11 protein-coding genes are annotated in these 13,190 nt (G+C 65.7%); 5 read left to right on the top strand and 6 right to left on the bottom strand.

Annotated features, from left to right (window positions below):
• Positions 1-96 precede the first annotated feature (96 nt).
• The gene (locus tag CH266_RS07215; protein ID WP_094715215.1) at positions 97-1,287 is read left to right on the top strand and encodes an exonuclease SbcCD subunit D; all 1,191 of its coding nucleotides are present in this window, start codon (positions 97-99) and stop codon (positions 1,285-1,287) included.
• Entirely contained in the window at positions 1,284-4,304 is a 3,021-nt protein-coding gene (locus tag CH266_RS07210; protein ID WP_094715029.1) for an AAA family ATPase, read from the top strand. Before CH266_RS07215 ends, CH266_RS07210 begins: the two co-directional genes overlap by 4 nt.
• Positions 4,305-4,310: 6 nt before the next feature.
• Here the strand turns inward: CH266_RS07210 and CH266_RS07205 are convergent, their stop codons facing one another.
• The 5 genes from CH266_RS07205 to CH266_RS07185 all read right to left on the bottom strand — a co-directional run bounded on the left by CH266_RS07205 (position 4,311) and on the right by CH266_RS07185 (position 10,125).
• On the bottom strand, positions 4,311-5,537 hold the full coding sequence (locus CH266_RS07205; RefSeq protein WP_032386274.1) for an AI-2E family transporter: 1,227 nt from the start codon (positions 5,535-5,537) through the stop codon (positions 4,311-4,313).
• A 70-nt stretch (positions 5,538-5,607) separates the two neighbouring features.
• Positions 5,608-6,102, bottom strand: a complete 495-nt coding sequence (locus tag CH266_RS07200; RefSeq protein WP_176457053.1) for a methylated-DNA--[protein]-cysteine S-methyltransferase — start codon at positions 6,100-6,102, stop codon at positions 5,608-5,610.
• Positions 6,102-7,568, bottom strand: a complete 1,467-nt coding sequence (locus tag CH266_RS07195) for an AlkA N-terminal domain-containing protein (RefSeq protein ID WP_057472813.1) — start codon at positions 7,566-7,568, stop codon at positions 6,102-6,104. The genes CH266_RS07200 and CH266_RS07195 overlap by 1 nt, the downstream gene beginning before the upstream one ends.
• A 112-nt stretch (positions 7,569-7,680) precedes the next feature.
• Entirely contained in the window at positions 7,681-7,851 is a 171-nt protein-coding gene (locus tag CH266_RS07190) for a YbdD/YjiX family protein (RefSeq protein WP_072692145.1), read from the bottom strand.
• Complete coding sequence (locus tag CH266_RS07185; RefSeq protein ID WP_094715214.1) at positions 7,852-10,125, bottom strand: carbon starvation CstA family protein; 2,274 nt, start codon at positions 10,123-10,125, stop codon at positions 7,852-7,854.
• A gap of 194 nt (positions 10,126-10,319) precedes the next feature.
• Between CH266_RS07185 and CH266_RS07180 the strand changes: the two genes are divergently transcribed.
• Entirely contained in the window at positions 10,320-10,622 is a 303-nt protein-coding gene (locus CH266_RS07180; protein WP_158514267.1) for a CD225/dispanin family protein, read from the top strand.
• A 22-nt stretch (positions 10,623-10,644) separates the two neighbouring features.
• Here the strand turns inward: CH266_RS07180 and CH266_RS07175 are convergent, their stop codons facing one another.
• A complete protein-coding gene (locus CH266_RS07175) occupies positions 10,645-11,415 on the bottom strand; it encodes an SDR family NAD(P)-dependent oxidoreductase (protein WP_094715028.1) in 771 nt (256 codons plus the stop codon).
• Positions 11,416-11,517: 102 nt separating this feature from the next.
• Here CH266_RS07175 and CH266_RS07170 point away from each other — a divergent pair, with 102 nt between their 5' ends.
• Together CH266_RS07170 and CH266_RS07165 are read left to right on the top strand one after the other, a co-directional pair.
• On the top strand, positions 11,518-12,354 hold the full coding sequence (locus tag CH266_RS07170) for a helix-turn-helix domain-containing protein (RefSeq protein WP_094715213.1): 837 nt from the start codon (positions 11,518-11,520) through the stop codon (positions 12,352-12,354).
• Positions 12,355-12,388: 34 nt separating this feature from the next.
• Positions 12,389-13,183 (top strand): TIGR03620 family F420-dependent LLM class oxidoreductase, encoded by a 795-nt coding sequence (locus CH266_RS07165; RefSeq protein ID WP_094715027.1) that lies wholly within the window; start codon positions 12,389-12,391, stop codon positions 13,181-13,183.
• Positions 13,184-13,190 lie beyond the last annotated feature (7 nt).

Below are 13,190 nucleotides of genomic sequence, written 5' to 3'. Positions count from 1 at the left end.
CAAGTTCGGGCGAGACGAGCTGTGGGTCGATGCTCACGCCCGACAGGCCGACGAGCCTCGAATAGTTTGTCGGTGGTTGCCGATAGCGTCGTGGACATGAGAATCCTGCACACCTCGGACTGGCACATAGGTCGCACCTTTCACGGTGTCGACCTGTTGGCCGATCAGGGCGCAGTGCTCGAGTCCATCGCGGAACTGGTTGCCGCACAGTCGATCGACGTGGTCGTCGTCCCGGGTGACATCTACGACCGCGCCGTGCCGAGCGCGGATGCCGTAGTGGTGTGCAATCGCGGACTCGAAGCGATCAGAGCCGCCGGAGCCGTCATCGTCGCGACGTCGGGTAACCACGATTCACCCGCTCGGTTGGGTGCCGGAGCTGCGTTCGCCTCGGCCGGTGGACTGCATCTGATGACCACGGTCGGCAGCGTCGCGACCCCGGTGGTCGTCGACGACGAGCACGGATCGGTTGCGTTCTACGGCATTCCGTACCTCGAGCCCGAGACCACCCGAGTCGAACTCGACGTTCCGGCGGCACGGACGCACGCCGAGGTGCTCGATGCTGCCATGGACCTGGTGCGCGCCGACCTCGCGGCGAGAGACGAAGCAGGGCAACATGTTCGGTCCGTCGTCCTCGCGCATGCGTTCATTGTCGGCGGCGAAGCGACCGGTTCGGAGCGATCGATTTCGTCCGGGGGAATCGAAACCGCACCGGCATCGGCATTCGACGGCGTCGACTACGTGGCCCTGGGTCATCTGCATTCTCCGCAGACACTCACCGAGCGGGTCCGGTACTCCGGCTCCCCGTTGCCGTACTCGTTCGGCGAACGCTCGCACCGTAAGGCCGTGTGGATTCTCGAACTCGACGCCGACGGGCTCGGCAGCGTCGATCGAGTGGACTTGCCGGTGGTTCGCGGTCTCGCCCGCATCGAGGGCACGGTCGAGGAATTGACCACTCACGCAGCCTTTTCCGAATACGAGGACCACTACGTCTCGGTGGTGCTGACCGACGAGGTACGTCCCATCGATGCAATGCGGTTGCTGCAACAGCGTTTTCGGCACGCGATCCATCTCGAGTGGCGTCGACCCGAAGACGACGGGGGGCTTCGGTATCGCGATCGTGTCCGCGGCCGCAGCGACCTCGAGATTGCGACGTCGTTCCTGACGGACATGCGTAGCGCGCCCACCGCAGCCGAGTCCGCACTCTTCGAGCGCGCACTTGCTTCCGTGCAGCGCGAGGCCGAATCCACGCGCACACCGGCGAGCACCGTCGACCGCGGCGCTGCATGAGGCTGCACTCACTCGAGATCACCGCCTTCGGCCCCTTCGCGGGAACGGAGACGGTCGATTTCGACGCGCTGGGAGCCGACGGGTTGTTTCTGTTGCACGGCCAGACCGGAGCCGGGAAGACGACAGTGCTCGACGCCGTTGCCTTTGCGCTCTACGGCACCGTTCCCGGAGCGCGGCGGGAGGGCAAGAGGCTGCTGTCCGACCACGCCGCGACAGGTGCCGTCCCGCAGGTGACCCTCGAAGCAACGCTCGGTGGGCGACGAATCAGGATCGTGCGCAGTCCGGAGTTTCTGCGCCCCAAGCTCAGGACTGCAGGCACCACCAAGCAGCATGCCAAGGCGAGTCTCACGTGGCTCGATGGGCGTGGGCAGAACCTGACGCGGCTCAACGAGATCGGCGACGCGGTCAACGGGTTGCTCGGAATGAGTGCCGATCAGTTCTTTCAAGTGGTGTTGTTGCCGCAGGGCGAGTTCGCGAAGTTTCTGCGAGCAGACAGCGACGAGCGAGGAAACCTACTCGAAAGACTTTTCGACACAGGCAGATTCGGCGACGTGGAGGAATGGTTCGCTGAGCGGCGTCGAGAATTGGCCGCCGGTCTTGCCGACGCCGACCAGGCCATCGACATCATGCTGGGCAGAGTGTCCCAGGCCGCGGGCGTACCCGAGCCGTCCACCGACGACGCCGCGCCCGGTGAGCAGGCCCAGGATCCGCTCGAATGGGCGGCACGAGTTCTGGACGGTGCACGGCAGAACAGAACTCTCGCTCAGGGTCGTGCGGTGCTGGTCGACGCGGCGGCCGGGCGTGCGTCCGCCGCGCTGGCCGAGGCCACCAGCGCCCTGGACCTGCAGCGCCGACGCGCCATCGCCGAAGAGCAACTCGCGCAGTACCGGGACGGCGAAGCCGCCCGAGCAGCGCGACGCTCGGAACTGGCCGACTCTGCTGCTGCGGGTCCCATCGCCGACGCTGTCGCCGATCTTCGCCTTGCCGCCACCACCGCAGATGCGGCCACCACAGCGCTGACCGCCGCGGAACAGGCACTGCCGACGTCCGCAGAGGGCAGGCGCTTCCACGACGCACTGCAGTGGCCGCCGCTCCGAACCGATCCGGCCGACGAGCGAGCAGTGGTTGCCGAGTTCGTGCGAGCATGGACCACCGATGTCGCACGGCTGCAGTCGCTGCTCGGAACAGCCCGTGAGGCCGACCGGCTGGACGCCGAGCTCGCAGAACAGCGCGCACAGCGTGCCGAGACCGTTGCTGCCATCGAACGCACGGCGACGAAACAGGCGACACTTCCCGAGACCCTCGCCGCTGTGGAAGCGCGGGTGGCGCGCGCAGCTGCGGCCGCTGCCGAGCTTCCGGGACTGGACGAGCGGTGCGCCCGCGCTCAGGCGGCCGCCGAGTCGGCCCTCGAATTGGTGCGGACCCGAGCTGTTCTCGTCGAGGCAGAACGCGTCAGGGACCGTGCTGCAACCGCGCGCAACAGCGCCTGGGAGCATTTGCTCGAGCTGCGCGAACGCCGCATCGACGGCATGGCCGCAGAGCTGGCTGCTCGCCTCGAGCCCGGTGCGCCGTGTGTCGTCTGCGGGTCGGCCGAGCATCCGAATCCGGCAGCTGCCGCCACGTCGACGGTCACGAAAGCGCAGGAGGACAAGGCCGCTGCCGCGGAGCGAAAATGCGCTGCCGAGCTGGAACGGTCGATCGCGGCCGTCGCCGACGCCAGTCGTGCGGTCGATCTGCTGCACGACCGGACGGGCGGAGCCTCCGCCGCGGAGCTTGCTCACACCCTCGATGCGGCGACGACTGCCGTCCGAGACGCCCGAGCGAGGGCCGCCGACCTCGACCCGGCGACGACCGAGCTGCGTCGGCTGCGCGCCGAGTCGGATGCGCTGGCGGTCACGCTGCAGGATCTTGTCGCCAGGCGCAGCGCGCTCGACGAACGCATCGCAGCCACCGAGCGATCGGTGGCGCAGATGCGAGCGTCGGTAGCCGAGGAAATTGCCGAAGGCACATCGTTGACCGAGCGAATTGCCGAGTGCGAGAAGCTGATCGACGGTGCCCGCCGACTGCAGGAAGCGCGAATCGCCTGGCTCGATGCCAGCGAGCAGCACGCCGCGCTGCGCGGCGAACTGGATCGACGGGTATCGGCATCGAACTTCGATTCCGCCGATGCAGCAGCAGATGCCGTTCTCACCGAAGACCGCGTCGAGCAGATCGAGACCGAGCTTCGTCTGGCAGAGGAGCGTCGGGCACACGCCGAACACGTGCTGCTCGAACCCGGCATCGTCGCCCAGAGCGGGCAACCGCCGATCGACCTGGATCCGCTGCGTGCCCGGTTCGCCGAATTGGACGGCGAGGCGAAGGTCGCCGCGGGGGAGGTGGCCGAGTGTCGCCGACGCGCGGACGATCTCGAGCGGTTGGTCGCCGAACTGTTCGTCGCGGCTGCGGCCATCGCGCCGCAACGCGCCGAGTTCGACGAGCTCGCCAACCTGGCGGATGTGGTCGCCGGGCGTGGGCAGAATGCACGCAAGATGTCGCTGCGGTCCTACGTGCTTGCGTCCCGTCTCGAGGACGTCGCCGAGTCGGCATCGGCACGCTTGCGTCGGATGTCCTCCGGTCGTTACGAATTCGTGCACTCCGACGAGGCCGGCGTTCGCGGAAAGCGGGGTGGACTCGGTCTCGACATCCGCGACGACTACACCGGTGTGGTGCGGTCGGCCAAGACGTTGTCGGGCGGCGAGGCGTTTCTGGCGTCGCTCTCGCTCGCGCTGGGTCTCGCCGATGTCGTGGCCGCCGAATCCGGCGGGGTCGTTCTCGACACCATGTTCATCGACGAGGGGTTCGGCACGCTGGATGCGGACACGCTGGAATCGGTGATGGCCGTGCTCGACGAATTACGTGCGGGCGGCCGCGTCGTCGGAGTCGTCAGTCACGTCGACGAAATGCGTCAGCGCATTCCGAGCCGCCTCTACGTCAAGCGTGGACGCGCGGGCTCGACACTGCAGGTCGTCGCGTCCTGATCGGAGCTACTTCTTCTCCGTCGTAGCCTTCTCGTCCTCGTCCTCATCTTCGAGGCCGGCCTGTTCGTCGGTCAGTCCCTCGGGTGCGGGGATCTGATCCTCGAGCTCGTCCTGATCGGGCTCGTTCGATCGCTCGTCGATCTGTTCGGAGACGTAGCGAATCAGCACAGCAGCCACCGCCGCGGCGGGCACTGCGAGGAACGCGCCGATGATCCCGAACAGCGAGCTACCTCCGGTGACGGCGAGCAGCACGATCGCTGGATGCAGATTCATGCTGCGGCTCTGCAGGATCGGCTGCAGCACGTTGCCTTCGAGCTGCTGCACCGCGAGGATGATCGCGAGCACGATCAACGCGGTCGTCAGACCGTTGGCTACCAATGCGACGAGCACAGCGAGAGCGCCCGCGACGAACGCACCGACGATGGGGATGAAGCCACCGAGGAACGTCAGGGTGGCGAGCACCAATGCCAGCGGGACACCGAGGATCACCAATCCGAGCCCGATGAAGAACGCGTCGATGAAGCTGACGATGGCCTGGGTCCGGATGAAACCGCCCAGCGTCACCCACATGCGGGAGAGGACTTCGCCGAGATGGCGTCCCGCGCGGCCGCCGGAGAATCCGTGCAGCCACGGCAGGAACTTCGGGCCGTCCTTGACGAAGAAGAACGACAGCACGAGCACCAGGGCAAGGGTCACGAGGATGGAACCGGCTGCCGAGACGCCGCTGAACACGCCGGTCGCGATGACGTCGCCGCTGTCTTGCAGCCGCGAGACGATTGCCGATACCGCATTGTCGATCTGGTCGTCGCCGATGTTGAGCGGAGGTCCCTTGAGCCAGTCCTGCACCTGACCGATGCCACCCGACGCCTGATCGACCAACTCGGGAGCCTGCTCGGCCACCGACGGAATGATCAGAGTGATGACCCCGCCGATCACGACGAAGAACACCACGAGCGACACGGACGATGCCAACGCAGGCGGAAAACCAAGGCGCATCATCAATTTCGCAGGTGGCCACAGAACCGTGGCCACGATCACCGCGAGTAGAACCGGTAGCAGAATCACCCAGAGATGACCGATCAGCCAACCGAACACCCACGCGCCGGCCGCGATGGAGATCAGGATGAGCGACCATTTCGCCAGCCAGAGGCCACCGGTTCCGATGAGGTCCCCGCGATCTCGTCCGGACTTCGCGGGCTTCGCAGTACTGCCGGGAACTGCCGATTCGGTCACGGTGGGTCCTCACATTCGGCGGGTGGCGGTTCGTGAAGAACCTTAACGTCCCACTCCGACGCGGTGTCGGTCAGAGCGCCTCGTGGGCCAACAGCCACTTCTTCGTCGGCAGTCCCCAACGAAATCCACCGAGCGCACCGCCGATCCGAACCACTCGGTGGCACGGTACGAACAGGGCGGCGGCATTGCGCGCGCACGCCGATGCGGCACCGCGAATCGCCGTCGGCCGTCCGGACAATTCCGCGAACGCGGAGTACGTCACCGGCGCTCCAGGTTCGACAGTGCGCAGCACGTCCCAGGCGTGCATCAGGAATTCGCCCGATCGTTGTGCGACGTCGATGTCGTCGATGCGGTCGACGTCGCCGCGGTGGTAGGAGTCGACAGCTGCGGTGACGGCACCGAGGTCGGCCGCCGAGCGGACATCGGTAGGTCGCAACGTCGGATGGATCAACACTCGGAGTTCCTCGACGTCGGCGGTCCAGCCCGACGCCAGCACACGCTGATCGGCGTCGACGATGGTGGTGAACGGACCGATAGGGGTGTCCTGCGTTGCGGAGGTGGCCATCATGCCTGCCTTCTTTCCAGTGCGGTGATCCACAGGTGCATCGAGACGTACGAACGCCACGGTGCCCAGCGTTGGGAGTTCTTCAACGAAATGTCCAGCGCCTGTGCGCCTTGCCGGACGACGAGATCGGTGTCGAGCAGAACGTCGGGGTCACCCAGCAGTCGCATGACGACATAGCGGGCTGTCCACGGTCCGATTCCCTTGAGCGCGAGCAGTTCTCGTTCCAGATCGGGACCCTCCCGCGCGGGGTGCAATGTCACCGTTCCCGACGCGATGGCGTCGGCGACGCGGATGACGGTCTGGACCCGAGCCGCCGGGCCGGTGAGGACCTCGTGGCCGCGTTCGGCGATGACGGCAGCGTCGGGGAACAGCCGTCCGACGCGTCCGTCGCCGAAATCCAGTGGTGCCCCGAGCGCGTCGACGAGCCTGGCGGTGTGGGTGGCCGCTGCCTTCAGCGAGATCTGTTGCCCGATGACGGTGCGCAGCAACATCTCCGCCCCGTCGACGACCCCGAGGGCCCTGATGCCCGGATGGGCCTCGACGCTCGGCGCGAGCTGGGGGTCGGCGCGTAGGGCTTCGTCGACGGCAAGCGGATCGGCGTCGAGATCGAGCAGGTGTCGAATCCTGGCCACGGCCGGAGCGAGATCGCGCATGTCCTGCAGAGTCAGTGCGGCGCTGACGAATCCGTCCAGGATGCGCAGTGCCACCAGTCCGGCAGCGTGCGGTAACTGCAGTGAACGCACGTATTCGCCGTCGTCGGAAAACGATTCGATGCCCTCGACCACATGGCCTCGCAGGAACCACTCGACCCAGCCGCGGTCCAGCGGCGGGCGGTAGGGCAGTCGCAACGTGACGGTGCCACCCGCAGTAGGTACGGCCGAGCGGTGCGCTTCTCGCCGCAGGGTCGTCGGATCGACGGCGAAGACCTCTTTGACGGTGTCGTTGAACTGGCGGACGCTCGAGAAGCCGGCGGCGAAGGCAATGTCGGCCATCGACATGTCGGTGGTCTGGATCAACGTGCGGGCGGTATGCGCGCGATGGGCGCGAGCCAACGCGAGCGGCCCGGCACCCACTTCTGCCGTCAGAACGCGAGTCAGTTGGCGGCTCGAGTAGCCGAGGGTGCTGGCGAGGCCGTCGACGCCCCCGCGCTCGACGGCTCCGTCGGAGATCAGCCGCATCGCACGAGAACTGAGATCCGAGTGGATGTTCCATCGTGGGGAACCGGGGGTGGCGTCGGGCTGGCAACGGCGGCAGGCGCGGTAGCCGGATTGTTGGGCCGCTGCTGCCGTGGCCAAAAACGAGACGTTGCCGGGCTTGGGGGTGCGCGCCGGGCAGGAGGGTCGACAGTAGATGCCGGTGGTGGAGACGGCGGTGAAGAACTGGCCGTCGAACCGTGCGTCACGCGAGGAGACCGCGCGATAACACCGATCGAAGTCCAGTTCTTGCACCTGCCGTTCGCTGCTCATGCTCCTACTGTGTCAGCGCGATCCCGCCAGTGCTAGCGGAAATCGGACGCGGCTGCGGTCGTGCGCGTTTTGCGTACCTGGAGGGGCGCAAAACGCGCACGACGGCGAAGCCCTAACAGCAGCGAGCTCCCGGATTTCGGTCCGCCTCCGCGTGCCGGTCTTTCCAGTACTGCCGCACGGTCGGTGGCTCCTGGCCCGGGTGGTGCCGGGCCAGATGCGCGACGTAGCGGTCGTAATCGTGATCACCCATCACCGAGGTAATCCACCACCACAGCCCGCGCATCTAGTGCGCCGACCCGGGGCGTCGAACGGTGCCCGCATCGATCAGTTCGTCCCACTCGGCCTGAATCTGCTTCTCGGCGGGGGTGAGGACGAATCCGGCGGGACCGAAGATCTTCGACGGCACCTCCGGCTCCTCGTTGTCCGGCAGATCAGCACCGCGAACGGCTCTGACGCACACGATGACTCCGGCGATGACGACGACCAGGACGAGTATCGCGAAGATGATCGACAGCGTGCCCTGGATGAACGTATTGCGAATGACCGCGTCGATGGCCTCGGGGGTCTTCGCGCTGCCGAAGCTGCTCAGGCCCTGCTCCTTCGCGTCACGGAACTGAGAATGCTGCGTCCAGTAACCGATGGCCGGGGTGGAGGAGAAGATCTTCTGGTACGAGGCCGTCATCGTGACGATGAGGTCCCAGGCAAGTGGAATGCCAGGGATCCAGGCCCACTTGTAGAGGCCTCGTTTGACGACGATCACCATGACCACCGTCAGGGCGATGGCGGCGAGCAACTGATTGGCGATACCGAACAGCGGGAACAGGGTGTTGATGCCGCCGAGCGGGTCGGTGACTCCCATGAGAAGGATTGCGCCCCAGGCTGCGACGACGATCAGCGAGCAGATCCATGCTCCGGGACGCCACGACGGGTCCTTGAACTTCTTGGCCGAGGCTCCGGGCAGGTTGCCGATGCTGTCGGAGAGCATGAAGCGTGCGACGCGGGTGCCGGCATCGACCGTGGTGAGGATGAACAGTGCCTCGAACATGATCGCGAAGTGGTACCAGAACGACTTGAGCGATTCGCCGCCGAACACCTGATGCAGAACCTCGGACATGCCGAACGCGAGGGTCGGTGCGCCGCCGGTGCGAGAGATGATCGATTCCTCGCCCACATCGGTTGCCGCCTGACTCAATTCGGCCGCCGAGATGTCTCCGCCGCTCAATCCCAACCCGTTGACGTACGTCGCCGCAGTCTCCGGGGTGCCGCCGGTCAGAGTGGCCGGAGCGTTGAGTGCAAAGTAGATGTGCTGATCGAGAACGCAGGCGGTGATGAGCGCCATGATGGCGACGAACGACTCGGTGAGCATGCCGCCGTAGCCGATCATGCGCATCTGCTTTTCCTTCTCCAGCAGCTTCGGCGTGGTGCCGGAGGAGATCAGAGCGTGGAAACCGGAGAGGGCGCCGCAGGCGATGGTGATGAACAGGAACGGGAACAGCGATCCTGCGAATGCCGGTCCGTTGCCCTCGGTGGCGAAGGTGGTCATCGCGGGCATCTGAATCTCTGGACGGGCGATGAGAATGCCGACGGCCAGCAGCGCGATGGTGCCGACCTTCATGAATGTCGACAGGTAGTCGCGCGGGGCGAGCAGCAGCCACACCGGCAGGATGCAGGCGAGCAGACCGTAGCCGATGAGCAGCCAGGCGACCGTCACCTTGGAGAGGGTGAACCAGTCTGTGCCCCATTCGGTTTCGGCGACCCAGCCGCCGGCGACGATGGCGAGCAGAAGTAGGACGACACCGATGAGCGAGACCTCGGTGACGTTGCCCGGCCGCAGGTAGCGCAGGTACACACCCATGAACAGGGCGATGGGGATGGTCAGCGCGATGGAGAACACGCCCCACGGACTTTCGGCGAGCGCGTTGACGACGACGAGAGCAAGAACCGCGATCAGGATGATCATGATGACGAACACCGCGATCAGCGCGGCCGTTCCGCCGACTACTCCGAGTTCGTCACGGGCCATCTGGCCGAGGCTGCGGCCGTTGCGACGCGTCGAGATCCACAGCACCAGGAAGTCCTGGACGGCCCCGGCGAACACGACGCCGATGATGATCCACATGGTGCCGGGCAGGTAGCCCATCTGGGCAGCCAGAACCGGTCCGACGAGGGGGCCCGCTCCCGCGATTGCTGCGAAGTGATGGCCGAACAGCACCCGACGGTCCGTCGGCATGTAGTCCTTGCCGTTCTCCAAGATCTCGGCGGGCGTGGCTCGGTCGTCGCGAGGAAAGACGATCTTGCGTTCGATCAGTCTGGCGTAGAAGCGAAACGCGAAGATGTAGGTACACACCGCGGCGATGACGAACCAGACTGCGTTGGGATTCTCGCCGCGGACGATGGCGATGATCGTCCAGGCGACGCCGCCGAGCAGGCCGATAACGACGAGCATCAGACGCTTGATCGGCGTCATGGGATGGGAATCGACGACTCCGACAGGTGGTAGGTCGGGGTCTGTCTTCAGCAATTCGACGTGTGGATCGTCGGCCGCTTTCAGTGACATGTGTGGGGTCTCCATGGTCGCAGGTGTGACTGCGATCACCCTATGCGTGACGCACTTGCACGTCCTCGAATCGACACTTCGCGATGCGCCCGGCGGTCACTCGTGTGCGCTGAGTGGCGGCGGCCTGGAACCGGATGGTGCTGGGCTGCGTCGTACCGGGTGTCATCACTTCATTCATTCGGGGGGAACACCACATGTCGGGACCATACGAGCAAACTCATCAGCAGAACTTTCCCGCGGCGCAGCCCTTCGCGCCGGTGCTGCCGGCGTCGAACGCAGGTTGGGCAGTGGTGGCAGTCATCTTCTTCTGGCCACTGGCCATCCCCGCGTTCAATCATGCGTTGAAAGTCCATCCACTGTGGTCGATGGGCGATGTCCAAGGCGCGCAGTACTCGTCGCAGCGCGCGGCGTTCTTCGGAAAGCTGTCCCTCATCATCTTCGGCGTCTTCATCGTTCTCTACCTGGCGTTCATCGGCTTGGTCGTCTCGAACATGTGATGCGTCGACGGCGGTGTGCTGATCACCCGCGGGTGACCGAAATACCGCCGTCGACGTAGAGCGTGGTTCCGTGCACCATCGCGGCATCGTCCGAGACCAGGAACAGCACACCGTCGGCAATGTTCTGCGGCGACAGCACTGTGCCTGCCGGGGTTCCGGCCGTCATGGCGTCGAGTACCTGGCGTGCATCCTCGTTGCCCGGAGTCAGAGTGGCTCCGGGCGCGAGGGCGTTCACTCGCACACCGCGTGGACCGAACTCGGCGGCCCAGCTGCGAGCGAGCTGCTCGTCGGCGGCTTTGGTGGCGGAATACATCGCAGCGAACGGACTGCCCATCGTGGCCATCCACGACCCGATGTTCACGATGGCACCGCTGCCGCGCTCGGCCATGCCCGGTGCGAGCTCACCGACGAGCACGTGCGGTGCTCGGACGTTGACGGCGAGCATGGCGTCGAGCTGGTCGTCGGGAAGATCGGCTGTCGCGGTGGCCGGATAGATACCGGCGTTGTTGACGAGAATGTCGACGCGCCCGCCGAGGGCGTCGGTAGTGCGGGCGGCGAACTCACGAAGTTCGTTGTAGCTGCCCGACAGATCGACGTCGACGAATGTCGCTGTGCCGCCGGTTTCCGAGATGCGGGCCGCCAGGGCTTTGCCGCGCTCGGCGTCGCGGCCGCTGACGACCACCTTCGCCCCGTGGGCGGCGAGGGTGAGCGCGATGGCCGCACCGATCCCACTGGTCGATCCGGTGACGACGGCGGTGCGTCCATGGAGTTGTGTGGAACTGGGAGATGTCATGACGCCATGTCTACGGTCGCCGAATCGAGCGGACCAGGCGTCGTTCGACCTAGGTCTGTCATGACCAGGTTGGCGATCGCTTGCGTGACTACTGTGGATTTCGTGAACAACGACAGGTCGGCGCTGAGTGCGTTTCTGCGTGATCGACGCGACCGCATCACTCCCGCCGAGGCGGGAGTACCGACCTATCCCGGTGCGCGACGGGTACCGGGCCTGCGGCGCGAAGAGCTCGCAGCGCTGGCCGGAGTGAGTCCGGATTACTACAGCAAGCTCGAACAGGGTCGCCAGGCCAATGTCTCATCCGAGGTGCTGCGAGCAATTGCTCGGGCGTTGAAACTCGACCGGGTGGAGTCCGCGCACCTGCTCGATCTCGCATCTCCAGCTGTGCCGGTCGACAGCGCCCCGGAGCGACCGGATCCGGGATTGCTGCAGGTCATGCGGGCGCTCGATCACGTGCCGGTGCTACTGCTCGGGCGCTCGGGAACCATCTTGGCCAGCAATGCGCTGGTTCGTGCGGTGTTGAGTCTGCAGTCGTCCGCCGGGGATTCGCTGTTCCACTATCTGTTTCGCAATCCCATCGCGCGGGAGCGAATCGTCAACTGGTCGCAGTTCGCGGCTGCCTCGGTTGCCGCGCTGCGCCGCGATCTTGCTCGTCGACCGGGCGATCCGACCCTGACCGCGCTGATCGACGAATTGCGTTCGTCCGAGCCTTGTTTCGAGCAATGGTGGAGCGATCACGAGGTCGCCGAATTCGCAGGTGCAACCAAGATCATCCAGCACCCGGCGGCGGGCACCCTGCAATTCGGAATCGAGTTTCTGACCTCGCCGAGCGCGCAGGATCAAAGTCTGATCGTCTATACCGTCGAGGAAGAATCGAGCACCGCGAAAGTCATGCCAATCCTGGCGAGCTGGGACGCAAATTCGGCGATCACCTCTTGACCTGAACAACGCTTCAGGTTTTAGCGTCGCAGCCATGGACACACTGGGGCTCGGCGCAATCGGCATTTCCATCGACGTGGCACCGTCCTACCTCGACGACGCGCGGGAGTTGGAATCACTCGGATTCACCTCGTTCTGGCTGCCGGGCGGGCAGATCGATCGGCTCGGCAGGTTGGCCGATCTGGTCCACGCGACCGAGACCGCCACCGTCGTTCCGGGGATCGTGCCGATCGATGTGTACTCACCTGCACAGACCGGAACACTGTTCGACGAGCTTTCGGACACCGGTCGATTCGTCCTCGGTCTCGGTGGGCCGCAGAGTGCTCGACCTCTCGCTAAGTTGCATAGATACCTCGACGAACTCGCCGTACCAGCGGATCAGACGCTGCTCGCGGCGCTCGGGCCGAAGAAGTTGGAGATGGCTCGCGACCGCGCGGCCGGCGCGATCGGGTTGCTCGTGGCGCCCGAGTGGACGTCGCAGGCGCGCGGTGCGCTCGGTGGGGCGACGTTGGTGGTCGACCAGTTCGTCGTGGTCGAGTCCGATCCGGATCGAGCACGCGCTGCAGCTCGGGAGCCGCTGAGCTTCCTCGCAACCGTTCCCGGCTATCGGCAGAACTTCCTCCGCATGGGGTTCACCGACGCGGATGTCGAGGATCTCAGCGACCGTCTGGTCGACGACCTGGTGGTGTGGGGGAGTGTCGACGACATCGCCGAGCGGGTGGCCGCTCACCACGCTGCCGGCGCGGATCACGTAGTTCTGGCACCACTCGGTGCATCGAGTATCGACGCTGGCCGGGCACTGTCCGAGCTGGCCGTGTCGTCAAAGTAGACTCCAT

It is taken from the genome of Rhodococcus sp. 06-1474-1B, assembly GCF_002258885.1.
Lineage (GTDB): Bacteria > Actinomycetota > Actinomycetes > Mycobacteriales > Mycobacteriaceae > Rhodococcoides > Rhodococcoides fascians.
Note: the sequence above shows the minus strand (reverse complement) of the source record. Positions and strands in the feature narration are given on the sequence as shown.

What these genes read in the sequence shown, in the direction of transcription:
- CH266_RS07185 (WP_094715214.1), bottom strand. Translation starts at nt 10,125, where the DNA reads ATGTCACTGAAAGCGGCCGACGATCCACACGTCGAATTGCTGAAGACA.
- CH266_RS07165 (WP_094715027.1), top strand. Translation starts at nt 12,389, where the DNA reads ATGGACACACTGGGGCTCGGCGCAATCGGCATTTCCATCGACGTGGCA.
- CH266_RS07215 (WP_094715215.1), top strand. Translation starts at nt 97, where the DNA reads ATGAGAATCCTGCACACCTCGGACTGGCACATAGGTCGCACCTTTCAC.
- CH266_RS07175 (WP_094715028.1), bottom strand. Translation starts at nt 11,415, where the DNA reads ATGACATCTCCCAGTTCCACACAACTCCATGGACGCACCGCCGTCGTC.
- CH266_RS07210 (WP_094715029.1), top strand. Translation starts at nt 1,284, where the DNA reads ATGAGGCTGCACTCACTCGAGATCACCGCCTTCGGCCCCTTCGCGGGA.
- CH266_RS07200 (WP_176457053.1), bottom strand. Translation starts at nt 6,102, where the DNA reads ATGGCCACCTCCGCAACGCAGGACACCCCTATCGGTCCGTTCACCACC.
- CH266_RS07190 (WP_072692145.1), bottom strand. Translation starts at nt 7,851, where the DNA reads ATGCGCGGGCTGTGGTGGTGGATTACCTCGGTGATGGGTGATCACGAT.
- CH266_RS07195 (WP_057472813.1), bottom strand. Translation starts at nt 7,568, where the DNA reads ATGAGCAGCGAACGGCAGGTGCAAGAACTGGACTTCGATCGGTGTTAT.
- CH266_RS07180 (WP_158514267.1), top strand. Translation starts at nt 10,320, where the DNA reads ATGTCGGGACCATACGAGCAAACTCATCAGCAGAACTTTCCCGCGGCG.